At 73.5% G+C, this 24,530-nt stretch carries 20 protein-coding genes and 1 pseudogene; 8 read left to right on the top strand and 13 right to left on the bottom strand.

From position 1 onward, the window contains the following. Positions 1 to 23: 23 nt before the first annotated feature. Positions 24 to 338 (bottom strand): MGMT family protein, encoded by a 315-nt coding sequence (locus ABZ808_RS24305; protein WP_357010614.1) that lies wholly within the window; start codon positions 336 to 338, stop codon positions 24 to 26. A gap of 61 nt (positions 339 to 399) precedes the next feature. Between ABZ808_RS24305 and proB the strand changes: the two genes are divergently transcribed. Together proB and ABZ808_RS24295 are read left to right on the top strand one after the other, a co-directional pair. Next, a complete protein-coding gene (gene proB, locus ABZ808_RS24300; protein ID WP_357010611.1) occupies positions 400 to 1,509 on the top strand; it encodes a glutamate 5-kinase in 1,110 nt (369 codons plus the stop codon). Between the two features lie 26 nt (positions 1,510 to 1,535). Beyond that, the gene (locus ABZ808_RS24295; RefSeq protein ID WP_357010608.1) at positions 1,536 to 2,777 is read left to right on the top strand and encodes a glutamate-5-semialdehyde dehydrogenase; all 1,242 of its coding nucleotides are present in this window, start codon (positions 1,536 to 1,538) and stop codon (positions 2,775 to 2,777) included. A 52-nt stretch (positions 2,778 to 2,829) separates the two neighbouring features. Here the strand turns inward: ABZ808_RS24295 and ABZ808_RS24290 are convergent, their stop codons facing one another. From ABZ808_RS24290 to ABZ808_RS24265, 6 genes and pseudogenes are all read right to left on the bottom strand, one after another. Further along, entirely contained in the window at positions 2,830 to 3,771 is a 942-nt protein-coding gene (locus tag ABZ808_RS24290) for a prenyltransferase/squalene oxidase repeat-containing protein (RefSeq protein ID WP_357010605.1), read from the bottom strand. A gap of 215 nt (positions 3,772 to 3,986) precedes the next feature. After that, a pseudogene (moeZ, locus tag ABZ808_RS24285) lies at positions 3,987 to 5,235 on the bottom strand (adenylyltransferase/sulfurtransferase MoeZ). A 54-nt stretch (positions 5,236 to 5,289) separates the two neighbouring features. Next, positions 5,290 to 6,027: a DUF3152 domain-containing protein gene (locus ABZ808_RS24280; RefSeq protein ID WP_357010602.1), complete on the bottom strand. Its 738-nt coding sequence runs from the start codon at positions 6,025 to 6,027 to the stop codon at positions 5,290 to 5,292. Between the two features lie 179 nt (positions 6,028 to 6,206). Further along, a complete protein-coding gene (locus ABZ808_RS24275) occupies positions 6,207 to 7,058 on the bottom strand; it encodes a DUF3152 domain-containing protein (protein WP_357010600.1) in 852 nt (283 codons plus the stop codon). A 5-nt stretch (positions 7,059 to 7,063) separates the two neighbouring features. Further along, positions 7,064 to 8,038, bottom strand: a complete 975-nt coding sequence (locus ABZ808_RS24270; protein ID WP_357010597.1) for an alpha/beta hydrolase — start codon at positions 8,036 to 8,038, stop codon at positions 7,064 to 7,066. 23 nt (positions 8,039 to 8,061) lie between these two features. Next, positions 8,062 to 9,858, bottom strand: a complete 1,797-nt coding sequence (locus tag ABZ808_RS24265; RefSeq protein ID WP_357010740.1) for a hypothetical protein — start codon at positions 9,856 to 9,858, stop codon at positions 8,062 to 8,064. Between the two features lie 1,701 nt (positions 9,859 to 11,559). Between ABZ808_RS24265 and ABZ808_RS24260 the strand changes: the two genes are divergently transcribed. Beyond that, the gene (locus tag ABZ808_RS24260; RefSeq protein WP_053654060.1) at positions 11,560 to 12,198 is read left to right on the top strand and encodes a TetR/AcrR family transcriptional regulator; all 639 of its coding nucleotides are present in this window, start codon (positions 11,560 to 11,562) and stop codon (positions 12,196 to 12,198) included. Between the two features lie 64 nt (positions 12,199 to 12,262). Next, positions 12,263 to 12,490 carry a DUF3107 domain-containing protein gene (locus ABZ808_RS24255; protein ID WP_110563159.1) on the top strand — a complete coding sequence of 76 codons (228 nt, stop codon included), beginning with the start codon at positions 12,263 to 12,265 and terminating at the stop codon, positions 12,488 to 12,490. 61 nt (positions 12,491 to 12,551) lie between these two features. Here the strand turns inward: ABZ808_RS24255 and ABZ808_RS24250 are convergent, their stop codons facing one another. Further along, a complete protein-coding gene (locus ABZ808_RS24250; protein ID WP_357010594.1) occupies positions 12,552 to 13,202 on the bottom strand; it encodes a ferritin-like fold-containing protein in 651 nt (216 codons plus the stop codon). Between the two features lie 315 nt (positions 13,203 to 13,517). Between ABZ808_RS24250 and ABZ808_RS24245 the strand changes: the two genes are divergently transcribed. Together ABZ808_RS24245 and ABZ808_RS24240 are read left to right on the top strand one after the other, a co-directional pair. Then, positions 13,518 to 15,227, top strand: a complete 1,710-nt coding sequence (locus ABZ808_RS24245; protein WP_357010591.1) for a DEAD/DEAH box helicase — start codon at positions 13,518 to 13,520, stop codon at positions 15,225 to 15,227. An 89-nt stretch (positions 15,228 to 15,316) separates the two neighbouring features. After that, a complete protein-coding gene (locus tag ABZ808_RS24240) occupies positions 15,317 to 16,477 on the top strand; it encodes an SAM-dependent methyltransferase (protein ID WP_357010588.1) in 1,161 nt (386 codons plus the stop codon). 20 nt (positions 16,478 to 16,497) lie between these two features. Here ABZ808_RS24240 and ABZ808_RS24235 read toward each other — a convergent pair whose 3' ends face one another. Beyond that, positions 16,498 to 16,935, bottom strand: coding sequence for a hypothetical protein (locus ABZ808_RS24235; RefSeq protein WP_357010585.1), 438 nt, complete (start codon positions 16,933 to 16,935; stop codon positions 16,498 to 16,500). A gap of 240 nt (positions 16,936 to 17,175) precedes the next feature. On the opposite strand from ABZ808_RS24235, the gene ABZ808_RS24230 reads away from it, so the two are divergent. Continuing rightward, positions 17,176 to 17,592, top strand: coding sequence for a helix-turn-helix transcriptional regulator (locus ABZ808_RS24230; protein ID WP_357010582.1), 417 nt, complete (start codon positions 17,176 to 17,178; stop codon positions 17,590 to 17,592). A gap of 128 nt (positions 17,593 to 17,720) precedes the next feature. Here ABZ808_RS24230 and ABZ808_RS24225 read toward each other — a convergent pair whose 3' ends face one another. The 3 genes from ABZ808_RS24225 to ABZ808_RS24215 all read right to left on the bottom strand — a co-directional run bounded on the left by ABZ808_RS24225 (position 17,721) and on the right by ABZ808_RS24215 (position 22,737). Continuing rightward, positions 17,721 to 18,650: a hypothetical protein gene (locus ABZ808_RS24225; protein WP_357010579.1), complete on the bottom strand. Its 930-nt coding sequence runs from the start codon at positions 18,648 to 18,650 to the stop codon at positions 17,721 to 17,723. 185 nt (positions 18,651 to 18,835) lie between these two features. After that, complete coding sequence (locus ABZ808_RS24220; RefSeq protein ID WP_357010576.1) at positions 18,836 to 20,965, bottom strand: DEAD/DEAH box helicase; 2,130 nt, start codon at positions 20,963 to 20,965, stop codon at positions 18,836 to 18,838. A 56-nt stretch (positions 20,966 to 21,021) separates the two neighbouring features. Next, positions 21,022 to 22,737: a BTAD domain-containing putative transcriptional regulator gene (locus ABZ808_RS24215; RefSeq protein ID WP_357010573.1), complete on the bottom strand. Its 1,716-nt coding sequence runs from the start codon at positions 22,735 to 22,737 to the stop codon at positions 21,022 to 21,024. 142 nt (positions 22,738 to 22,879) lie between these two features. Here ABZ808_RS24215 and ABZ808_RS24210 point away from each other — a divergent pair, with 142 nt between their 5' ends. Continuing rightward, complete coding sequence (locus tag ABZ808_RS24210; RefSeq protein WP_357010571.1) at positions 22,880 to 23,701, top strand: hypothetical protein; 822 nt, start codon at positions 22,880 to 22,882, stop codon at positions 23,699 to 23,701. Positions 23,702 to 23,765: 64 nt separating this feature from the next. On the opposite strand, the gene ABZ808_RS24205 is transcribed toward ABZ808_RS24210, so the two are convergent. Continuing rightward, positions 23,766 to 24,512, bottom strand: a complete 747-nt coding sequence (locus tag ABZ808_RS24205) for an SDR family oxidoreductase (protein WP_357010568.1) — start codon at positions 24,510 to 24,512, stop codon at positions 23,766 to 23,768. Positions 24,513 to 24,530 lie beyond the last annotated feature (18 nt).

Here is a 24,530-nt window from a genome sequence, read left to right as displayed (position 1 = left end):
TGTTACTCACGTTATGACGGTGGTCACATCCCCTCATCCGGCGACCAGCCCGCCGCCCGGATGTCCACGCCCTCGCCGCGCAACGGTGCTCCCTCGGCCCGCAGCCGCGCCCGCGCCTCCCGCTCGTGCCCCGGCGGCAGCCGGCCGGACGCGTTGACCACCCGGTGCCAGGGCACCGAGCCACCGTGCCGGGCCATGATGCTGCCCACCAGCCGGGGCGAGGTGCGTCCGGAGCGCTCGGCCAGGGCGTCGGCGACCCCGCCATACGACATCACCCGCCCCTGCGGGATCCGCTCAACCAGGTCGAGCACCGCCTCGACGTACTCGTCAGGTGTCACAATCGGCCACCATATGGGAAGGCCTCCGGGCGACGCGGCCGTGACCACGCAGAATGGTCGGGTGCGCGACGCAGTCACGACGGCCCGGCGGGTCGTCGTCAAGATCGGATCCTCCTCGTTGACCACCGCCACCGGCGGGCTGGCCGACGAGCGCGTCGACGCGTTGGTCGACACCCTCGGCCGACTCACCGCCGAGGGGCGCGAGGTGGTGCTCGTGTCCTCCGGCGCGATCGCCGCCGGGCTCACCCCGCTCGGGCTGACCCGACGCCCGCGCGACCTGGCCACCCAGCAGGCCGCCGCCAGCGTCGGGCAGGGCCTGTTGATCGGCCGGTACGCCGCCAGCTTCGCCCGGCACGGCCGCACGGTCGGGCAGGTGCTGCTCACCGTCGACGACGTGACCCGGCGGGCGCACTACCGCAACGCGTACCGGACGCTACGCAAGCTGCTCGACCTGCACGCGGTGCCGATCGTCAACGAGAACGACACGGTCGCCACCGACGAGATCCGGTTCGGCGACAACGACCGGCTGGCCGCCCTGGTGGCCGCGCTGGTGCACGCCGACCTGCTGCTGCTCCTCTCCGACGTGGACGCGCTCTGGACCGGCGACCCGACCCGCCCGCAGTCGACCCGGATCACGGAGGTCCGCAGCGACGCGGACCTCGCCGGGGTCACCATCGGCGGCAGCGGCCGGTCCGGCGTCGGCACCGGTGGCATGGTGACCAAGGTCGAGGCGGCCCGGATCGCCACCGGCTTCGGCATCCCGGTGGTGCTCACCGCCGCCGACCTGGCCGCACCGGCGCTGGCCGGCGAACCGGTCGGCACCCTGTTCCACCCGCAGCGGCAGCGCCCGACGGCCCGGCTGTTCTGGCTGGCCCACGCCACCTCGCCACGGGGACGGCTGCACCTCGACCCGGGTGCGGTGGCCGCCGTCGTCGGTCGACGCAAGTCGCTGCTGCCCGCCGGCATCACCGCCGTGGACGGCACGTTCACCGCCGGCGACCCGGTGGACCTGGTCGACACCGCCGGCGCTCCGGTCGCCCGCGGGCTGGTCAACTACGACGCGGTGGAGCTGCCCGGGCTGCTCGGTCGCTCCACCTCCGAACTCGCCGCGGCGCTCGGCCCGGCGTACGAACGGGAGGTCGTCCACCGCGACGATCTCGTACTGCTGTAAGCAACGGCACACGTGAGGAGCGCAGGATGAGCGTCGTCGAGCAGGCGCGGCGAGCACGGGAAGCCGCCGCGACACTGGCCGTGTCCACCCGTACGGTCAAGGACGCCGCACTTGTCGCGATGGCCGACGCGCTTGTCACGCGTACCCCGGAGATCCTGACCGCGAACGAGTCGGACCTGGCGGCCGGTCGGGAGGCCGGGCTGAGCGCGGCCGTGTTGGACCGGCTCGCCCTCGACGCGGGCCGCGTGGCCGGCATCGCGGACGCGCTGCGCCAGATGGCCGCGCTGCCCGACCCGGTCGGCGAGGTGGTCCGGGGCTCGACCCTGCCCAACGGCCTGGAGCTGCGCCAGATCCGGGTGCCGTTCGGGGTGGTCGGCATCATCTACGAGGCACGCCCCAACGTGACAGTGGACGCCGCCGGGATCTGCCTGAAGTCCGGCAACGCGGCTCTGCTGCGCGGGTCGTCCTCGGCCGCGCACTCCAACGCCGCGCTGGTCGCGGTGCTGCGGGACGCGGTCGCCGGGGCCGGGCTGCCTGCCGACGCGGTGCAACTGCTCGACGCCAGCTCCCGCGAGTCGGTCAAGGAACTGATGCGCGCCCGAGGGCTGGTCGACGTGTTGATCCCGCGGGGCGGCGCGTCGCTGATCCGCACGGTGGTCGAGGAGTCCACCGTGCCGGTGATCGAGACCGGGGTCGGCAACTGCCACGTCTACGTGGATGCCGCCGCCGACGTGGCGAAGGCCGTGGCGGTGACGCTGAACGCCAAGACCCAGCGGCTGTCCACCTGCAACACGGCCGAGTCGCTGCTGGTGCACGCCGGTGTCGCCGACGCGTTCCTGCCGCCGATGCTGGCCGCGTTCGCCGAGGCCGGGGTGACCGTGCACGGCTCCCCCGAGGTGGCCGCGTACTCCGCCGCAGTGGTGCCGGCCACCGACGAGGACTACGCCACCGAATACCTGTCCGCCGACATCTCCGTCGCGGTGGTCGACTCGCTGGACGCGGCGGTCGCACACATCCGGCGGTACGGCACCGGGCACACCGAGGCGATCCTCACCGACTCGGCGACCGCGGCCCGCGACTTCGTGGCCCGGGTGGACGCGGCGGCGGTGATGGTGAACGCCTCCACCCGGTTCACCGACGGGGGCGAGTTCGGGTTCGGCGCGGAGATCGGCATCTCCACACAGAAGCTGCACGCCCGTGGCCCGATGGGCCTGCCCGAGCTGACCAGCACCAAGTACGTCGTCACCGGGGACGGTCACCTGCGCTAGCCGCAGCGGCGCACGTGCGGCCGGCTGCTCAGCCGGGCTCGGCGGCGGCGGCTCAGCCGGCGGTCTCGGCCAGCCCTGGCGGGTGCACGGCCTGGCGGGCGGGTGGCCCGGCGGCCTGACGGGCGGCTGGCCTGGCCGCCTGGCGGGGCAACTTCTGGCCGGGCACCGTCGCCGGGCGGCAGGCCCGGATCGCGGCCAGCGTGGAGTGCACGTCGAACTGGTGCCCGTCCGCGCTCTCCCAACCGCCGTCGCTGCGCTGGGTCTCGGTCAGTCGCCGCAGGGCCCGCACCATGATCCAGTCCTGGAGGTCGATGCCGACCCGGCGCAGCGTCGCCGCCAGCCAGGCGACGTCGCCCGATGACATCGTCGGCATGCGTTCGGCGAGCACCACCTGGATCCGCGCCGACTCCTGGAACATGTCCTGGCGGTGCAGGACGGCAGCGCTCAGCCAGCCGGCGGCGAGGAACGACGGCCAACTGCCGTCCGGTCGCAGCCGCGCGGCGATCGAGTGGGCCGCCGCCTGCACCACTCCGGCGTACGCCCCGCCGACGCGGTGATCGAGTGGACCCGAGGAGCGGGCGTCCAGGCCGGCGACCGTGAGCCAGAAGCCAGCGTTGCCGGTGAGGAAGAGCTTGGCCTCCGGGTCGCCGGGGCGGGCCCACTCGGGAGCCGAGCCGACCAGCGAGGCATCCTCGTCCCAGCCGCCGTCGGCCTGCTGCCGGGAGGCCAACCAGTCCAGTGCGCGGCGCGCGGCGGGACGGGCCAGCCCGCCCAGATCGTCCAACTCGGCGAGCCGGAAGCACGTGGCGTCGACCGAGGCGACCTCCCCGCCCCACGTCGCGGGCCAACCGCCGTCGGGCGCCTGGCCGACCTCAGCCGTCTCCAACACCTCCGGGGGCGGCGGCATGCCGTTGCGCAGCCAGGAGAGGCGGGCGCGTTCCACCGCATCCCCATGCGCCACGACGAACCCGATCGCGGCATTCAAGTCGACCACGGCAGTGACGCTACCTGCGCAGACGTCATACCGCCTCGGTGAATCGGCCAGCCCGGTATGGCTGCGACGCTTCGGTCACAGGGCTGCTCGGAGCCCTTCCGCGCCGATTTGCCGCGTTGTCGACGGTCCTGCCACGGCGACGCAGGCCGCCCGGTCGGTTTCGCCGTACCCGGGACCGCTCGGGGCGGTGGACACCACCGCCCCGAGCCGACCGGTCAGTACGCGGGCAGCGCCGGGTCGATCTGCTTGATCCAGGAGAGCACGCCGCCCTGCACGTGCACGGCGTCGCGGAACCCGGCGGCCTTGAGCGCGGCGAGCGCCTCCGCCGAGCGGACACCGGACTTGCAGTGCAGCACGATCTGCCGGTCCTGCGGCAGCTTCGCCAGGGCCTCACCCGAGATGATGTCGCCCTTGGGGATCAGGGTGGCACCGGGGATCCGGACGATCTCGTACTCGGCCGGCTCGCGCACGTCGACGAGGAAGATGTCCTTGCCGGCGTCCTGCCACTCCTTGAGCTCCAGGGCGGTGATGGTCGAGTCGATCGCCGCCTCCTGGGCCTCCTCGGAGACCGCGCCGCAGAAGTCCTCGTAGTCTTCCAGCAGGTCGGTGACCGTGGGGTTCTCGCCGCAGAGCGCGCAGTTCGGGTCCTTGCGGACCTTGATCTTGCGGTACTCCATCTCCAGGGCGTCGTAGACCATCAGGCGGCCGACCAGCGGTTCGCCGATGCCGGTGAGCAGCTTGATCGCCTCGTTCACCTGGATCGACCCGATCGACGCGCAGAGCACACCGAGCACGCCGCCCTCGGCGCAGGAGGGGACCATGCCCGGCGGCGGCGGCTCCGGGTAGAGGCACCGGTAGCAGGGGCCGTGCTCGGCCCAGAACACCGACGCCTGGCCGTCGAAGCGGTAGATCGAGCCCCAGACGTACGGCTTGCCGAGCAGCACCGCGGCGTCGTTGACCATGTACCGGGTGGCGAAGTTGTCGGTGCCGTCCACGATCAGGTCGTACTGGGCGAAGATCTCCCGGACGTTCTCCCGGTCCAGCGAGGTGTTGTGGATCTCCACGTTGACCAGCGGGTTGATCTCGCGGATCGACGCGGCGGCGGACTCGGCCTTGGACCGGCCGATGTCGGACACACCGTGGATGACCTGGCGCTGCAGGTTCGACTCGTCGACGGTGTCGAAGTCGATGATGCCGAGGGTGCCGACACCGGCTGCGGCGAGGTACAGCAGGGCGGGCGAGCCGAGGCCGCCAGCGCCGACACAGAGCACCCGGGCGTTCTTCAGCCGCTTCTGCCCGGCCACCCCGACGTCGGGGATGATCAGGTGGCGGGAGTAGCGGCGGATCTCGTCAACGGTCAGCTCGGCGGCGGGTTCGACGAGCGGGGGCAACGACACGGTGGACTCCCCGGAATCGGCGGCGTGAACCGCGCCATTGTTGCTCGCCGGACCCCCTCTCGGCCATGAGGGAGGACACGTGGCCCGCGATGCGGGAGCGGGAATAACCCAACCAGGTCGATCAGGGGACGATGTCGCCCCCATAGCGACGGCCGTCCACGTACGGCCAGGCGTTCGCCACGCAGCCCCGCAGCCCGTACGTCTGCTGCTGCATCACCGGGGCCGGCTCCCCCGGGCCCGGGCAGGCCTCGTGCTCCTCGCCGAACTCGTGGCCCACCTCGTGGTTGATCACATAGGTGCGGTACGTCTCCAGCGGGGCACCGTAGTCGGGCACTGCCTCCTGCCAGCGGGCGAGGTTGATGATGACCTGGCCCGGCAGCCGGCAGGACGTGTAGCGCTCGGTGGTCAACCCGCCCTCGGCGCACATCTGCTCGGAGGTGACCGGCGTGGCCAGGTAGATGGTGAAGTCGGCGGCGCCGGCGTCGGCCACCCGCTGCACCCGCAGCTCACCGGAGGCGATCCAGCTGCGCGGGTCGCCCAGCACCTCGTCGACCCTGGTGGCGAACGCGGCGGCGTCCTGGCCGGCGCCGCGTTCGACGACGACCCGGTAGCGGCGCAACGGCCCGTCCTCGCCGTGCACGGGCGTCTCGCCGTCGGCCGCGGTGAACCGGCCCGCGCCCACCGACGGGTAACCGGTGGGTGCCGGATGGGCGCCCACCCCGCCGCCGTGGCCCATCCCGCCCTGGGTCTCCGCCGGCACCTCGGCCGGTGGTTCGCCGCCTCGGCCCAGTGTCACGCCGACTGCGGTGGCGAGCACGAGCACGCCGAGCAGCAGACTGCGGCGGCGTCGCCGACGCATACGGACGAGCGTGGGACGCACACTCCCGTACGCCGGTCGGCCCGATGGGTCGGGCGGCTCCGGTGGGCCGTAAGGGGACGACGGCGTCATGATGTCCAGCGTGCCAGATTATTCGGGCATTTCTCCGCTTTTACCGCTATTAACGCAAGACACCTGATGGAGGGCGATTTGCTAGCGGTTCAGAGTGGAGGGCCGGCATAGCGCCGACCGTCGAGGTACGGCCACGGGTTGACCCGGCACCCCTTGAGGAAGAGCGTCTGCTGCATCATCACCGGCGCCGGTCGGCCCGCACCCGGGCAGCGCTCGTGCCGGTGGCCCAACTGGTGACCCACCTCGTGGTTGACCACGTACGTCCGATAGACCGAGAGCGGCACGCCCTCCGAGACGAAGTGCGGCACGGACAGCCGCCACCGATCCAGGTTGATGATCACCTGACCGGGCGCACGGCAGGACGTGTACGGCCGTCCGCCGACGGAGATGTTCACCCCACCGGCGGCACACATCCGGCCCGCCGTGCGGGCGGTCGCCAGATAGACCGTGAAGTCCCTGGCCGCAGCCCCCGGCACCTGCCGCAACCGCAGCCGGCCGCTGTCGACCCAACTGCCCGGGCCGGTCAGCGCCGTCTCGACCGCCTGCCCGAACGCGGCGACGTCCTCGTTGCTGCCCGCCTCGACCGCCACCCGATAGGTGCGCAGCCCACCCGCACGACCCAGCACCGGACCGGTGCGGTCGTCGTAACCGAACCGACCCGTCCCCGCGGTCGGCACCGCACCGGGCATCCGCAGCACCGGCGGCGGGCTCGACGGGGCCACGGCTGTCGCCGACGGTGACGGCTCCGCCGACGGTGACGGTGACGGCGGCAGCGGCCCGGCCACCAGCGGCGGCGGGCCGACCTCCTCGGCGGCCAGCCGATCGGGCTTCCTGCCCGGCCCCTCGGCGACCACGGTCACCGCAGCGACGACAGCCACCACCACCGCCACCAACTGGGCGATCAGCGCGAAGCGTCGGTGACGGCGAGCGGAACTGGGCATCCCGCTCAGCCTGCCAGATCAGGCCGCCGGCCGGCCTCCTCCGTTTCGGCGAGCAGACCGACCACCGCGCGGGCGACCAGCCGGGGCACCTCCAACTGCGCCACGTGGCCGACGCCGTTCAGCATCAGCAGCCGACTGTCCGGGATGACCCGGGCGGTCTGCGGCGCGACCCGCACGTCGACCAGGCGATCCTGCCGGCCACCCACCACCAGCGTCGGCGCGCGTACCGCCCCGGCGAGCCGCCACAGCGAGCCCGGCCCCGGCAGGTACGCCCGCAGGAAGCTGGAGACCAGCCCACGGAACGTCCGGACGTACGCGGCCGCGTAGTGCGCCGCCTGGTAGCGAACCCGGATCTCCTCCAACGCCTCGGCCCGGCGCTGGGCACAGATGCGGCTCAGGTCGGCGACGCACGCCTCCAACACCTGCTGGGCCATCACCTCGGGTGCGAGCTGGGTGAGGTGCCGCGCGACCAACCGCTCACCACCGGGAATGACCAGCACCGGCAGCATCCGACCCTGCAACGAACGCCGGAAGTCCAGAAACGGCAGCGCCGGAGAGATCAGTGTGAGCGTACGGACCAGGTCGGGCCGGAGCCCGGCCACCTGCACCGAGACAGCGCCGCCCAGCGAGTTGCCGAACAGGTGGACCGGCCCCCGACCGGAGTGCTCGATCCACCGGATGACCAGATCGGCGAAGGCCGGGATCGTGTAGCGGCGACCCGGCCCGCTACGACCGAACCCCGGCAGGTCGATGGCCTGACCGTCCAGACGGTCAGCGAGCAGGCCGGCCAGGTCCGTCCAGTTCTGTGAAGAACCGCCCAGCCCGTGCACGTACAGCGCCGGCTCCGCGCCGACGGTCGTGGCGGGCGTGTCCCGCACGTACGTGACCACGCCGTCGAGGCGGACCTCCCGACCCGGCCACGGCGGCGGGACGGCGGCCTCGGGGAGGAGATGGTCCGGCCAGAGCGTCGCGCGCTTCATACCTCTAGTTTGCCCCGGACCACTCAGGACAGCAGCGCCTCCAGCCGACGGTTGACCGCCGCCAGCGTCGCCCGAACCACCGCCTGTCGCGGGTCGCCGGCGACCAGGGCCGAGCCGGCGAGCTGCTCGACCCAGCCCTCACAGACCAGCAGCACCACCACGGTGGCGACCTCGCAGTTGCCGAACGGCACCACCGCCGCGTGCTCGACGAAGCAGCGCCCGCGCTCGGCGTTCTCAGCGCTGCTGAGCAACTCGTCCACCGCTGCGGCGGCTGCTACCGCGCAGAGCCGCAGCACGTAGCCGTCCACCGCCGGCCCGGTCGCGTACCCGGCGGCGCTGTCGGCGCCGGCCAGCAGCCGGACCTCCACGTTGGCGTCCAGGCCAAAGGTGCTGACCTGCACATGGTCGATGACCACCCGCGGCCCCGGCGCGCCGCCGGTGTCCAGCGGGCGGGAGGGCGCCGACTCCGTCGTGGTCACCTGACCACCGGAGTACGACGTACCCGCCGTCGCCGGGCTGCCGGTGGCCGCACCGGCGGGCGCGGCCGAGACCGAGCCGGGCTCCTCCACTGTCGCCCGGCCCCGGTGCGGAGTGCCCGCCCGGCGTCGACGCGCGGCGTCCGACCCGGCCCACCGCTCCGGATCAACCGGCGCGGCCTCGACCCGACCCCCCACCGGCCGACCGGCCGCCGACCCCTCGGTGGCCGGTCGCGCCTGCGCGGCGATGTCGCGAGGGTCGACGCCCGTGGGCACCGCGGCAGGCCGCTCGACGGAGCGGGGCTCGGCCGCGCGGCGACGGATCGGTGGGGGCGGGGTGGTCGGCAGGCCGGGCACGTTCTGCGGGGCGGCGGCAAGCCCCATCCGCTCCTGGAGCAACCGCGCGACCTGCCGACTCACCTCGGCCGGGTCGGCCCCGTCGGCCAGGTCCAGTCGGAGGCTGTGCGCGCCGGCCGGGGTACGCCGTAGCGCGGCGTCGCGCACACCGGCCACCTCCCGTACGGCGTCCAGGATGGCGTTGACGTCGAACCCTTCGGGGCGCTCCCGCAGCGGTGCGGGTTCGTCGTCACGTCGCAGGTGGGTGGCGATGCGAGCGAGTTCGGGGGTTTCGGCGGGTGGCTCCACGGCTGGCGGCTCCGGCACGACGGGCACGTCCGGTTCCGCGGGGACGCGCTGCGGCAGCACCGCCGTCGTGTCCTGCCGTGGGCCGCCGTCGCTGGGGTCGGCCGGCGACGCCGGGCCGGGGGCGGACCGGCGAGCAGCGTAGGCGGGGGCGGACGCGGATGAGGGCCGGTCGTGACGCCCGGGCCCGCCGATGGCGGGAGCTGGGGCGGCACCGGCCAAGGGCGGCTGAGAGCCGGTGGGCAACGGACCGGTCGCCGAGGAGGCGGTGCGGGGCGGCTCGGCGAGGGGCGGACCGGGTGGCTCGGGAGTCGCCGGCCGGAGCCGGAACGGTGCGGCGGCCGGGCGCGCCTCCGGCCGGAGCGGGCCGGGCGACTCGCCGGCGTCGCTCGCGCGGGGGTCTGGCGGCCGGACAGCCGGCCAGGACGGCCGCTCGGTCGAGGTGGCGGGAATGCGCCCTTCAGACCAGTCGGGCCGCTCGACACCCGAACTCGCCGGGGTCGTCGGCGATCCGCCTGCCCAGGAGGGCCGCTCCGCCGCTCGGACCGGCGGCGACGCGACCGGCGGCACGACCGGCGTCGGTGGCGCGTCGGTAAGCGTCGGGGGTGGGCCGGCGGGCGCCGGCGGCGGGTCGGTCGGCGCTGGCCTGTCGTCCGGCGCCGGGCCGGCCCAGGACGGCCGCATACCGGGAGGCGGGCTGATGGGCGTCGGGTCACCGGCCCAGGACGGCCGGGACGGCGGACCACTGATCGGCGCGGAGTCCGCACCCCCAGCCCACGACGGCCGAGACGGCGGGCCACTGGTCGGCGCCGAATCCGCGCCCCCAGCCCAGGAAGGTCGGGACGGCGGGCCACTGATCGGCGCCGAATCCGCACCCCCAGCCCAGGACGGCCGGTCGGCGGGTGGGCCGCTGGTGGGCGCGCGGCCGTCGGCCCAGGTGGGGCGCTCGGCGGCCGGCGACGGGCTGCGCGGCGACACGGGCGGGCCACTGGTCGGAGTGGGATCCGCGCCCTCTGCGCGGGGCGGCCGGTCGACCGGCGCGCTCGTCGGAGCCGGGGCGGCCCAGGACGGTCGCTCCCCGGGCGGCGCGCTGGTCCGTTCGGGTGCCGCCCCGCCGGCCCACGAGCGCCGCTCGACAGGCTCGGGTCGGGACGCTTGGGCAGGCGTGGTGGTCGCGGAGCCTTCGCCGGCCCAGGGCTGCCGCGCGGGCGCGCCGGGCTCGGTCGCCGGGTCGTCCCGGGCCATGTCGTACGCCCGGTGCGGATCCACCCGCACCGGCTCGTACGGCACGTTGGGCTCGGCGACCCAGTCGGGCGTGGGCGCGTCCCGCGCCTGACGATCGGCCGGCTCACCATCCTGGCGAGACCAGGGCGGCGCCCATCCACTGCCCCGGCTCGGTTGGTTCCAGCTCGGCCCGGACCAGTCCGGTTCGATGGTCGCCGACTCCCCGGCCCGGTGCACGTCCCCGGCGGGGCGGTCGGGCACGGAGTCGTCGGCGTGCCCGGCTGACCGGTCCGGCTCGGCCGAAGCCTCGGGTGCCAGCGGCTCACGCCAGGCGCGCGGGGCGTCGGCGGCCGACCGCTCGCCGGTGGGCGCGCGGAGACCCGGCGGGACCTCGAAGCCCGAGGCGGCGGTGCCGACGGGCGGCACCTGGACGGCCGGCGGCGTCGAGGTGGGCAGCCCGGGATCGGCCCAGCGGGTGTTGCGCGGGCCGGCCGGATCGGCCGCGGAGTGCCGCGTCTGGTCGGTGTCGTCGGGTGCCTGCTCCGGCGGCGGTGCGGGCCGCTGGGCCGGCACCACCAGTCGGTCACCGGCCGCGTCGGGCCGGGCCTCGGCGGTCAGCCCGGGCGGCGCGCTCACCGGCGCGGGGCGGCCCGACGAAAGGTCGGCACCGGGATGGCGTACCCCATGGGTGTCGGCGTTGGCCTGCCCCACCCCGTTGGCCTCGGCGTCCGCGTGGACGCCGTTGGTGTGGTGGCCGTTGACACGCGCCGGGGGCTCGGACTCGGCAGCGGACAAACCGCCCAGCGGGGCCGGCAGGTCGCCGTGCCTCGCGGAGGCGGCGCGCCAACCGGACGCGGGGTCGGGCTGCCAGCGCGGCGCCTGCTCCCGGGCGTCCTCGCGCTCGGCGGCCCGGGACCACCCGCCCGCCGGGGGCGCCCACCCGCCGCCGGAACGACCCGGGTCGTCGTGCTGACCCGTTCCGTCACCGTGCTCTCCCGGGATGGCGGCTCCGGGTTGCCCTGTTTCACTCACCGCGCGCTCCTTGGTCGCCCTCGCTGAGGCTACCGTGTGGGGAGAGTGGCGATAAGTTACAGCGGCGGGCCATTTCCACGACGCGGTCGCGGGCCGTCTCGGTCTGGGGGGAAAATGCCGGCTCGTACGGAGAACTCGGAGGATCCCATGACCGCAGTGGGGAACGGTGCACAAACCGCCGGCAGGCCCACCCGCCTGCCCCGCTCGGCGCGGCGTAAGCAGCTGCTCGCGGCCGCGCAGGAGGTGTTTGTCGCACAGGGCTACCACGCCGCGGCAATGGACGACATCGCCGAGCGGGCCGGGGTTTCCAAGCCGGTGCTCTACCAACACTTCCCGGGAAAGATGGAGCTCTACCTCGCCCTGCTGGACACGCACTGTGACGCGATCGTCGCCAAAGTGCAGGACGCGATGCACGGCACCAGCGACAACAAGGAGCGGGTCAGCGCCTCGGTTCGGGCGTACTTCGACTTCGTCGACCACGAGAGCGAGGCGTTCCGCCTCGTCTTCGAATCGGACCTGCGCAACGACCCGGCCGTGCGGCAGCGGGTCGAGCGGGTCGAGCAGGGCTGCATCGCGGCGATCACCGACACCATCATCTCGGACACCGGTGTGAGCCGGTCGCACGCCGAGCTGCTCGCCTCCGGCCTGGTGGGCGCGGCGGAGACGGCCGCGCAGTTCTGGCTGGCCCGGGGCCGGCAGGTGCCGAAGGCCGAGGCCGAGGCGTTGGTGGCGGCGTTGTCGTGGCGGGGCATCGCCAGCTTCCCGCTGCAAGGTGAGTCAGCCTGACCACTGCCCCGTTGATCGGATAGCCTTCGCAGGGCGGTTCTTTCGCCCCAGTTGAGGAGGCACAGTGGAGGTCAAGATCGGCGTGCAGTACGCGCCGCGCGAGCTGGTTCTGGACAGCGCGCAGTCGCCGGCCGAGATCGAGCAGATCGTGACCGACGCCTTCGCCGGCAATGGCGGCACGCTCTCCCTGACCGACGAGAAGGGCCGGCGGGTCATCGTTCCGGTCGAGAAGGTCGCCTACGTCGAGATCGCCGAGGCGTCGCCCCGATCGGTCGGTTTCACCGTCCGCTGACTGGTCCGGCCATCGCGGCAGGTCGGCGTCGCCCACCTGCCGCGGGCCGGGACCGCAGTGGTCAGTTGTTCAGCCCGGCGTTCGCCATCCGTGCGGTGTGCGCGGCGGTGAGTCTCCCGAAGAGCCCCGGCACGTCGACCCGGTCGCCGTGCGCGATCAGCGCGGTGAGTGCGGGCCGCTCGGCAGCGACGCGGCCAGCCTGGGACAACGCCTCACCGACCAGCCGCCGCGCCCACATGGAGAGCCGACCGGCCACCCGGGGGTCGGCGACTACGGCCGCCCTGATCTCCGTGGCGGCGAACTCCGCATAGCGTGAGCCGTGCAGCACATCCAGCACCAGCGCCCGGTCGGGCTCGTCGAGGGCGTCAGCGATCTCCCGGATGAAGTCGTCGGTGATCGCGTCGCCGACGTACGCCTTGGTGACCGCCTCCGCCCAGTCCCGTGGCTCGGTCGAGTCGTGGTACGCCTGCAACGGCTCCACGTAGGGCGCCATCGCGTCCTGCGGTCGTACGCCGAGCGTGGTGAGCCGGTCGGCGAGCCGGCGGTAGTTGGCGATCTCGGCGGCTGCCATCTCGCTCAGCCCGGCACGGCGGTGCAGGTCAGGGGCCAGTCGGGCGTCGCCGGCCATCCGTTCGAAGGCGAGCAGTTCACCGAAGGCGACCAGGCCCAGCAGGTCGGCGACGGCGGGACCGGGGGTGGTCGGCGCGGACACGAGCGCAGGCTACCGTGCGGGCGCGGCCGGGTGGCCCGTGCGGGGCACGGAACGGCGTCGCAGAATGTGTGGCACAGGTCACAATTGTTGCCCCCGCGTGGCGGCTGGCCGCCCGGGAATCGGGACGTGAGGTTGCCTGTTCAGGTAGCATAGAGCAGTTGCCGTGGGCGCCGATCTGATCGAAGCTCAGCCCGCGGCGCGCGTGCGGCCCGGTCCGGCTCGGCAGTCTGCCCCCGACCGTGTGGCCCGCGTCATACCGAACGCGCCCTGAGGACATGACGGGGCGCACCCACGAGAGGGCACCCCCACATCCACATGAGCGAGCTGATTCAAGATCTGATGGACGGCCAGGAACTGGCACCCACCGCCCCGGTTCGGCCGGAGGCACCCACCTTCGCCGCACTCGGCGCCCGCGACGAGACCGTCGAGGCGCTGGCCGCGGCCGGCATCACCCGCGCGTTCGCCATCCAGGAGTACGCGATTCCGATCGCGCTGCGCGGCGTCGACCTCATCGGCCAGGCCCCCACCGGCACCGGCAAGACCCTCGGTTTCGGCGTCCCGCTGCTGGAGCGGGTCTTCGCGCCGAGCGAGGGCAGCGACGGCGTCCCCCAGGCGCTGGTCGTCGTTCCCACCCGTGAGCTGGGCATCCAGGTCGCCAAGGACCTGGCCGCCGCCGGCCGCACGCGCGGCGTCCGGGTGCTGCCGATCTACGGCGGCGTGGCGTACGAGCCGCAGATCGACGCGCTGCGCAAGGGCGTCGAGATCCTGGTCGGCACCCCCGGTCGACTGATGGACCTGCAGAAGCAGAAGCACCTCCGACTGGACCGGGTGCGCGCACTCGTCCTCGACGAGGCCGACCGGATGCTCGACCTGGGCTTCCTCGACGACGTCGAGAAGATCCTCGCGATGCTTCCGGAAGACCGGCAGACCATGCTCTTCTCGGCCACCATGCCGGACCCGATCGTCACCCTGTCCCGGCGCTTCCTGCGCCAGCCGATGACGATCCACGCCGGGCACACCGCCGAGACCGGCCCGTCGCCGCAGACCCAGCAGCTGGTCTACCGCACCCACTCGATGAACAAGGTCGAGGTGGTGGCGCGCATCCTCCAGGCGGAGGGGCGCGGGCTGACCATGATCTTCACGCGTACCAAGCGGGCCGCCGACCGGGTCGCCGAGGACCTCGACTTCCGCGGGTTCGCGGTCGCCGCGGTGCACGGCGACCTGGGCCAGGGCGCGCGGGAGCGGGCGCTGCGGGCCTTCCGGGCCGGCAAGATCGACATTCTGGTCGCCACCGACGTGGCAGCCCGAGGTCTGGACGTCACGGGCGTCACCCACGTGATCAACTACGACTGCCCGGAAGACCAGGACACCTACACCCACCGGATCGGCCGGACCGGCCGGGCCGGAGCGACGGGCGTCGCGGTGACCTTCGTCGACTGGGACGACATGCCCCGCTGGCGGATCATCGACAAGACCCTCGGTCTGGACATGCCCGAGCCGCCGGAGACGTACCACACGTCGCCGCACCTCTACACCGACCTGCACATCTCCACCGAGGTCAGCGGCACGCTGCCCACCGCCGAGCGCACCCGGGCCGGGCTGTCCGCCGAGATCGAGGAAGACCTGGGTGGGACGACCCGCTCCCGCCGGGGCGACAGCGGTGGTCGGGGGTCCCGACGCGGTGAGAGCCGGGGCGAGGGTCGGAGCGAGGGTCGGAGCGAGGGCCGAGGCGAGCGCCGTGGCCGGGGCGACGGCCGCCGCGACCGCACCGACGCCGGCACGCCGGCCGCCGAGGCACCCGTGGACACCGCCGGTGACGAAGCCACCCGTACCCCGCGCCGTCGGCGTCGCCGCCGGGCCGGCGAGCCGGTCGCAGGCGAGGCGACTGCGGTGATCTCCGCCGACACGGCACCGGCCGAGCCGGCGGCAGCCGCAGACGGCGAGCCGTCGAAGCCGCGTCGCCGCCGGCGCCGTCGTGCTGGCGGTTCCGGCGCGGGTACGCCGGCCGAGGCGACCGCAGACTGACACTCACCGATCCACTCGACATCCCCCGCACCGCCTGCGCGCGGTACGGGGGATGTTCCCTTCCCGCCCCACCTGCCGAAGATGGAACGATGCCGGAACCACTGGACGCCGCCCTGACCGAGGTCCGCACGCTGCTGCTCAACCCCACGCTGACCCGGGCAGTCGCCGCCGGGCGTCGACGGGGTCGCCGTCCCACGGTGATCCGGGCCGAGTTGCGGCCGGTGACGCTCAAGGCCGGGCCCCGGCTCCAGATCGCCACCACCGACGGCGCACGCCCGTACACCCGCAATGTCGCCCTCGGTCCGGAGTCGGCCGCGGCGGTCGACGAACTGCTGGCCGAGCCGTTCGGTAACTGGCACGTCGAGACGACCGACGCGACGCTCCAACTGCGAGTGACCAAGTCCGGCGAGGCGCAGGTGCACCGCGCGGCGACGGCCCGACCGGCGGAGACGCCGGGCGGGCACGACCGGGCGAAGGAGTACCTGCTGGACCCGGGCGATGCGATCTTCGCCGAGATCGGCGGCTCGGCGGCCAAGCGCCGCCAGGTGGACGCGTTCCTGCGGGCCCTGGCCGCGACCCTGCCCGACGAGCTGACCGGCCCGCTGCGGGTGGTGGACCTGGGCTGCGGCAACGCCTACCTGACCTTCGCCGCGTACCGCTACCTGTCCGGGCGAGGGCTCGACGTCGAGCTGATCGGTGTGGACGTCCGGGAGGACCAGCGACGGCGCAACACCGAACTGGCACAGCGACTGGGCTGGGCCGACAAGGTCAGCTTCGTGGCCGGGTCGATCGCCGACGCGGTCGTCGACCCCGCGCCGGATCTGGTGCTGGCGCTGCACGCCTGCGACACCGCCACCGACGAGGCGCTGGCCCGCGCGGTGCGCTGGGAGGCCCGCTGGGTGCTGGCCGCGCCGTGCTGCCATCACGACCTGGCGAAGCAGCTACGCGCCCAGCCCGCCCCGACGCCGTACGAGCTGCTGACCCGACAGGGCATCCTGCGCGAGCGCTTCGCCGACGTGCTCACCGACGCGCTGCGCGCCGGGCTGCTGCGGGTGCACGGCTACCGGGCCGAGGTGGTGGAGTTCGTGGACTCCCAGCACACCCCGCGCAACCTGCTGATCCGCGCCCGCCGCACCGGCACCGGCGCCACCGACCCCCAGCGTGCGGAGTACCGCGAGCTGGTCGACCAGTGGCGTGTCACACCCCGCCTGGAATCCCTGCTCGCTGCCGACGAGCCGCCCGTCGCCTAGCAGGTCCCGCGCACGACGGCTCAGCGTCGCCGGTCGCCGTTGCTGCTGCGACCGCCGGGGCCACGATCGAAGACCGACATTCGGTCCCCGGACCGCTGGCTGGCCCGGTCGTTCTCGGCCGGGATGGTCGGGAAGGGCACCACCTTGCCCGCGCTCTCGGCATTGCCAGCCGCAGCGAAGGCGTTCCACGAGATGTCGACGAGCAGCTTCTTCATCTCGGCGTGCCGGATGGCGGCGTTGTGCTGCAACGCCATCCGAGCGCCCAGCACCACTGCGACAAGCGTCGTGGTGATGGCGCCGGTGGCGGCCAGCACGTGTGCACCGGTCGCCGCGTCGGTGCGGAGCACCAGCAGCAGCAACCAGATCCAGAACCCGGCGGCGAAGACGCCGGCCTTGGCGACGAAGAAGAGACTCACCGCACCGGGTTGGTACGGCTGCGGGCGGCTCGGTTCAGCCATGGTGCTCCTCGGGCGGTGGTCCGATCGGAGGCGACAGGCGAACAAGCGCCCTGCCGGGACGGGCCCCGAGCCTAGTGGAGAACGACGATGATCGCTCGGTGCTGGCATCAGTACGGCGGGGCGACAGAGTCTCACCCATGGGACAGTTTGTGCGGTCAGTCAGTGGTTTCCGGCCGCGGGCGTATTACTCTCGTGAGGCACCATCCCAGTGCCCAGCCGGGAGGGAACAAACACACACGGATGGGATCCGCAGACGTCACACCGCAGATGGCCTTCGCCCGCTTCGTCCGTCGCGCTATCGATGACGCCCGCGACGAGCGCGGCTGGACCGTGACCGACCTCGCCTCGCACACGGGCGTGGGCCGATCGACCGTGTTCCGTTGGCTGGCCGGCGACTGGCAGGATTACCCCGAGCTGGCCAAGGTGCGCGGCTTCTGCGCCGCACTGGATCTGCCGGTGGCAGCCGCGTTCCGGGCGCTCGGGCTCCCCGACGCCGGGCCGGTGCCCCGACGACGCACCGACGACGGCCCGGTCGAGGCGGACGTCCGCGCCATCCTGGACCGGCTGGCCGACCCCACCGTCCCGGCCGAGGAGAAGCACCACATCCGCGACCTGCTCCGCTACCTAGCCCGCCGCCCCATCCGCCGCGCCGGCTAACCCCCCCCACCCCACCCCGCCTCACCCACCCTCACCGCGTCGATCATGAAGTTAGCGGCGGCGGTGTCGGCGAGTCGCGTCGCTAACTTCATGATCGACGCGGCGGGGGGCCCGGGAAGGCCTGGGGGTCAGGGGACTGTGAGGGTGAACTCTGCTGTGTGGACTTTGTTGGCTACCTGGAAGTCGAGGTAGAGGCGGTAGCGGCCGGGCCCGGGGGTGGTCAGCCAGAACTTCACCTGCCCGTCCACGAGTTCCGTTTCCGGGTGCACGTGCAGATAGCCGAGGTCACCCTCACGCAGCGCCACCAGGTGCCCGTACGCCCCGAGGTAGCGCTCCAGCGCCGCGACGCCGCCCGCACCCTCGATCCGGAAGGTGACCGGCACCGTCGCCCCGACCTGCGGGCTGCCCTGGTAGCCGACGGTGAACCCGTCCACCGTCGTCGAGGTGGCCGGCTCCGGCAGCGGACGCGGCTGGTAGCCGCCGGGCGCGACCAGATCCACGCCGAGGGTCACCGCAGCCTGGCCACCGTTGTCCGCGACCACGGTGAAATCGGCGTACGCCCGCCAGACGCCGGGCTGGGCGAGGGTCAACGGCACCGACCAGGTGCCGTCGGGCGCCATGGTCGGGTGCAGGTGCTGGTAGCCGGTGAGATCCCGGCGGACCACGATGAGGTGCATCGGCTTGTCGTGCACCACGGCGAAGCGGGTGACCGCTCGGCCCTGCGCATCCCGCACCTGGAAGCGCAGCCGCCCCTGCTGGCCGGCCGGGAACTCGCTGGCCAGCGGCGCGAACGTGTACCCGGCCGAGCTGATCGACAGGCCGGCGGGCTCGGTGCCCGCGCCCTGGTCGCTGCCCGTCACGGCACCGTGATCGTGGATGCCGGTGCCCGGCGGGTGGGTGTGGTCGGCGGTCGATGACATTCCGCCGGTGGCGACGGGGCTGTTGGTGTTCAGGCGACCGAGGCCGAAGCCGAGCAGCACGGCGAGCACCAGACCGCCGACCACCAGCGCCAGCCGGATCGTGCTCCGGTCCGGCGCGGCGGAGATCGAGTCAGGCACCGCCGTCGTCCAACACGCTGCCCGTCATGCCGGTGACGGCGTACGAGCGGGTGACGGAGTGCGGATCGGTCATGTCGCCCACGGTACCGCCGCTGCTGGCCAGCCCCGGTCGACGCCGCGACGGCGTGGCGACCGTCGCAATCCGCCCGCCCCGGGAACTTTTCCAGGATAGGGCTGCGACCCGTTCAGCCGGCCACCGCGAGGGCGAGGGGCAGCACGCCCGGCGCGCCGACCCGGCGCAGTGCCCGGCCCACCAGCGTCATCGTCCAGCCCGAGTCGACGAGGTCGTCGACGAGCAGCACCGGGCCGTCCAGCCCGGCCAGCGCGTCGGCCAGGTCGGCCGGCACGGTGAAGGTGTCGTGCAGCGCGCGTACCCGCTGGGCGCTGTTGCCGCGCGGCCCACCGGGGCCGCCCGGAGCAGCCGAGGCGACCTCGCCGAGCAGCGGCAGCCGACCCACGGCGGCGATCCGCTCGGCCAGCGAGCCGACCAGTTGGGGCCGTCGCCGGGATCCGACCGCGACCACCGCCACCGGACGGCGCGGCCACGGGTCGTCGCCGTGCGCCCACGCCTTGAGCACCTCCACCACGGCGCCGGCCACGTCGTCGGGCACCGGCGCGTCGGGCGCCTCCGGGCCGACCAGCTCGCGCAGCCGGCCACCCCAGCCCAGGTCGGAGAGACGCCCGACCGCGCGGCCCGGCAGTGCCTGCTCCGCCGGGGCGATCCGGCCCTTCAGGGGTACGCCCACCGCCTCCAAACCGGTCGGCCAGAGCTTCTTCGGCGCGATCTCCACGCCGGGGCGGCCCAGGAACGCCTGCGCGGCGGTGAGCGCGGCCGTCGACACGTCTGCGGAGAACAGCGGGTCGGCGCACCTGTCGCACCGGCCGCAGTCGGTCGCCCCGGTGTCGTCGAGGCGCTCCCGTAGATACCGCATCCGGCAGTCGGGCGTCGACGCGTACTCCCGCATGGCCTGTTGCTCGACGGTGCGCGCCTCGGCGACGCGGCGCAACCGGGCCTCGTCGTAGACCCAGGGCTCGCCGGTGGCGAGCCAGCCACCGCGCACCCGGCGGACCGCGCCGTCCACGTCGAGCACCTTGAGCATCAGCTCCAACCGGGCTCGGCGCAGGTCGACCAGGGGTTCGAGGGCCTGGGTGGAGAGCGGGCGGTCGGTGTGCAGGGCGGCCAGCACGGCCCGGACCTGCTGCTCGGGTGGGAACGCCAGCGAGGCGAAGTAGCGCCAGATCGCGGCGTCCTCGACGCCGGGCAGCAGCAGCACCTCGGCGTGCTCGACGGCGCGGCCGGCGCGGCCGACCTGCTGGTAGTACGCGATCGGGGACGGCGGCGCGCCGAGGTGGACGACGAAGCCCAGGTCGGGCTTGTCGAAGCCCATGCCCAGCGCGCTGGTGGCCACCAACGCCTTGATCTTGTTGTCGAGCAGGTCCTGCTCGGCGGCCCGCCGGTCGGCGTCGTCGGCCTGCCCGGTGTACGAGGCCACCGGGTAGCCCCGGGACCGCAGGAACTCGGTCGTCTCCCCCGCTGCCGCCACGGTCAGCGTGTAGACGATGCCCGAGCCGGGCAGCTCGTCCAGGTGGTCGGCGAGCCACGCCAGCCGGTGCGCCGGGGTGGGCAGGTCGAGGACACCGAGGCGCAGCGACTCGCGGTCCAGGGTGCCGCGCAGGACGAGGGCGTCGCCCAGCTGCTCGGCCACGTCCTGGGTGACCCGGGAGTTCGCGGTGGCGGTGGTGGCCAGCACCGGGGTGCGCTCCGGCAGCTCGGCGAGGAACGTGCGCAGCCGCCGGTAGTCCGGCCGGAAGTCATGCCCCCAGTCGGAGACGCAGTGCGCCTCGTCGACCACCAGCAGCCCGGTGGTCGCGGCCAGCTTCGGCAACACGCCGTCGCGGAAGTCCGGATTGTTGAGCCGCTCGGGGCTGATCAACAGCACGTCCACCGCGCCGGTCTGGATCTCGGCGGTGATGGCGTCCCACTCGTCGAGGTTCGCCGAGTTGATCGTGCGAGCGCGGATGCCGGCCCGCGCGGCCGCCTCCACCTGGTTACGCATCAGCGCCAGCAGCGGCGACACGATGACGGTCGGGCCGTGCTCGCCGCCGTGCTCGCTGTCGCGCAGCAGCGCGGTGGCCACGAAGTAGACCGCCGACTTGCCCCAACCGGTGCGCTGCACGCAGAGCACCCGCCGCCGGTCGACGACCAGCGCCTCGATGGCCCGCCACTGGTCCTCACGCAGCCGGGCGTGCTCACCGGCCAGCCGGCGCAGCACCGCCTCGGCCCGTTCCCGTACCGCCGCCCGCTCGTCGCCCATCCGGCATTTCTACCAGCGCCGTGCGTCAGAACCCCGGCCCGCACGGGAAGTGGCGGTCACGATCCGGTCGCTCGCGCCTCGTCGGCCAGCACGGCCGGGGGAAGGAAGAGCAGCAGGTCGCGCAGGGGTTCGGTGGCCGTGGGCGGCAGCAGGCAACGCGCGGCGAGTTCTTCCATCGAGGTGTACGGGCCGCGCAGCCACCGGTCCACCACGATCTGCCGGCACTGCTCGGGCGTCAGGCCGGGCAGGCCGGTGAGCACCTGCTCCGGAACCGCGTTGACGTCGACCAGGCCGCCGTCGTCGAAGGCCCGGGGAATGTCGGGCCGTCCGAGGCGCAGCTCACCGCGGGCCGCCGGGTGGTGGTAGAGCAGGTAGCGGGCGTGCTCACGACGGATGCGCCGCTCCTCCTCGGCGCGCTGCTTCGCGCTGCCGCCCAGGCTGCCGGTGATCGCCGCCCACAGCCCTCGGCTGAGCAGGATCACATGCACCGCGCCGAAGATCCAGGTGACGACGGCCAGCCCGAGGAACGTCACCGCCTCCAGGTCGGGCACCTCGGCGTCCGGGTGCTCGATGTCGAGCAGGGCCACCTCGATCACGAGAATCACCAGGTAGCCGATGCCGGCGACGGCGAGGCGCCAGCTACGCCGCCAGACCGCGTAGGCCAGGATCACCAGCCAGGTCAGGCAACCGAAGGAGAGCAGGACGAGCACCGTACCGGCGAGGGTGGCGATCCTGCTCGCCCAGCGCGGCGACTGCGGCCTCGGAGGCCGACCGTTGGCCACCGGCGGCGGGAGCAGGGCCGGCGGCGGATAGGTGACGCCGCTCGGGATGTGGCCCGACCCGGTCGGCGCTCCCCAGGCGACAGCGTTCGGAAACTGCGCCAACACGGTGTGCGGCCACACCGGCCCCGCCGCGGAGGGGGCGAACCCGCTGGCCGACGGGGCAGGCGACGTCGGCGGTTCCGAGGGCGGCTGCCGATCGTCCGACGACTTCGCCGGTGCCGTGAGCGTCGGATCGGAGCGGAGAATGCGCCGGTGCAGGTCCTGGAGGGCCTCGCCCGGCTCGATGCCGTACTCGTCCCGGAGCAGGCCGCCGAACTCCCGGTAGGCGGCGAGCGCCTCCGCCTGCCGGCCGCTGCGGTAAAGAGCGAGCATGAGCTGGCGCCGCAGCCGTTCCCGGACGGGGAATTCGGCCACCAACTCCCGCAGTTCCCCGATCATCTCGTGGTGCCGGCCGAGGTCCAGCGTCAGCTCGGCCCGGGTCTCCAGCGCCACGGCCCGCAACTCCACCAGCCGCTGCCGGGCGGCTTCGAAGGTCGGGCCGGTGAACCCGACGAACGGCTCCCCCTGCCACAGCTCCAGCGCTGCGGCCAACTCGCTCAGCGCCTCGACGGCACGCCCCTCGGCGCGCCACTGCCGGGCCCGGTGGATGCCCCGCTCGAAGCGGACGGCATCGAGCGCCTCCGGGCCGACCCGCAGCAGGTACCCGGCGTCGGTCAGGCTGAGCACCTGCCCCGGCGTACGCGGTGACCGGTCCGGCTCCAGCACCCTGCGCAACCCGGCGACGTACTTCTGCACCACGTTGGGGCCGTTCGCGGGTGGATCGTCCGGCCAGACCGCCTCGACGATCTGCCCCGTGGGCACCGGCCGGCCGGCGGAGAGCAGCAGCACGGCCAGCACCGCACGCTGCTTGCCGGGGCCGAGGTCGATCTCCCGGTCGGCGTACCAGGCCCGCTGAGGCCCGAGGATCTCGAAACGCAGCGTTCCTGACATGCGAGTTTCCGCTCCTGACACCCCCGTGAGCACCAGACGGCAGTGCCCGGCAGCCGGACGGCAGCATATCGGCAGCCGGGCCGCCGTGCCGGCGGGCAGCATCGGCGCCGGCAGAAGCCACGCATCGAGAAAGAGAAGTGTGATGACACAGGCAACGGGCACCGCCGGCACCATCCGACGGACGTTCGGCACGGTCGCCGCCGTGCTGGCCACGACCACCCTGCTCGCGGGTTGCGGGGCGAAGAGCGAGCCCGCAGCGGCGCCGCAGGACACCCCGGCCGCCAGCCCGAGTGCCAGCCCCAAGGAGGCGCTCCTGGAGGCCGTCCCCGACGGCACCGAAGGGACGTTCCGGTTCAGCGGCAAGGACGCGTCCAGCACGCTCACCGGTTTGATCGACCACGAGTCGAAGGCGTTCGAACTCAACACCACGCTGCCGCCGGACTCCGACGGTATCGCCGTGAAGATGTCGTTCCTCGTGATCGGGGACGAGACCTGGATGAAGGCGAAGTTCACCGGCCGTCCGGGCCTGCCGAAGCTCCCGGACAAGTGGATGAAGTTGGACCCCGCGAAGCTGACCGACGCCGCCTCCATCCCCACCTACGACGGCGCGGACCAGGGCAACGCCGGCCCGCTCATCCAGGCGGCCACGTCGGTGGAGGAGCAGAGCCCGGGACGGTACGTCGGGTTCATCGACGTGAGCGGCGGAGAGGCGGCGAAGGCGCTGGAGGACGATGCGGCGGCGGCGCTCGGCGAGGCGGCCAGGAAGGTGCCGTTCACCGCCGTGGTCGGCGCGGACAAGCACCTGGCCTCGCTGACGCTGAAGATCCCGGCCGCCGGCAAGGCGAAGGCGTACGACTACGTCGTCAACTACACCGACTACGGCAGCGCGCCGAAGATCAGCGTGCCGACCGGCGCCGCCACCACCAAGGCACCGGCCCTGGCGTACGAGTTGTTGAACGGCTGACCCACGACACAGGAGGGCGGCGGCCACACGGGGGGCCGCCGTCCCTGCGTCGTGTCTGGCGGGCTCAGCGGCCGAGGACCGAGCCCCCGTTGACGCCGAGGACCTGCCCGGTGACGTATCCGGCAGCCGGACTCGCCAGGTAGCGAACGGCCTCCGCGACATCGTCCGGCACTCCGGCCCGCCCGACCAGCGTCGCCGCCACCCGCTTCGCGTGCCCCTCGGCGGTCATCCGATCACCGAAGAACTCGGTCTCGGCGACGTACCCGGGGCTCACGACGTTGACCGTGATCTGCTCCGGGCCGAGCTGCGCCGCCAGGTCGTACGCCCAGCCGTGCAGTGCCGCCTTCGCCGCCGAGTACGGCCCACCACCGCCACGCTGGGCGGAGATCGAGCTGACCAGGATCACCCGGCCACCGGGTCGACGAAGGGCCGGCCGCAGCGCCTCGGTGAGCAGCACGGCGGTGAGGACGTTGGCGTCCAGGTTGGCCCTCCAGTACGCGGCGGTTCCGGCGAGCGTGCCGGTGTCCCCGGCGAGGTAGCCGCCGGCGTTGTTGACCACCACGTCGACCGGTCGGTCGCTGATCGCCGCGAGAACCCGACCGAGTTGGTCCGGGTCGGTCAGATCGGCGGTGACAGCGGAAACGGCGTCGGTACGACCACAGTCGACGGAGATCCGCGCAGCGGTATCCGTCAACACGTCCGCTCGCCGCCCGACGATCAGAACGTCGTACCCATCCCCCGCGAGCGCCCCCGCAACAGCCGCGCCAATCCCCGTCCCGCCCCCACTGACAACCGCAAGCCGCCCGCCCATCGCCCGCCCTCCCCATTG

This window comes from Micromonospora sp. NPDC047527 (assembly GCF_040643015.1).
In the GTDB taxonomy this organism is placed as follows: domain Bacteria; phylum Actinomycetota; class Actinomycetes; order Mycobacteriales; family Micromonosporaceae; genus Micromonospora.
This window is presented reverse-complemented; position numbering and strand designations above follow the sequence as displayed.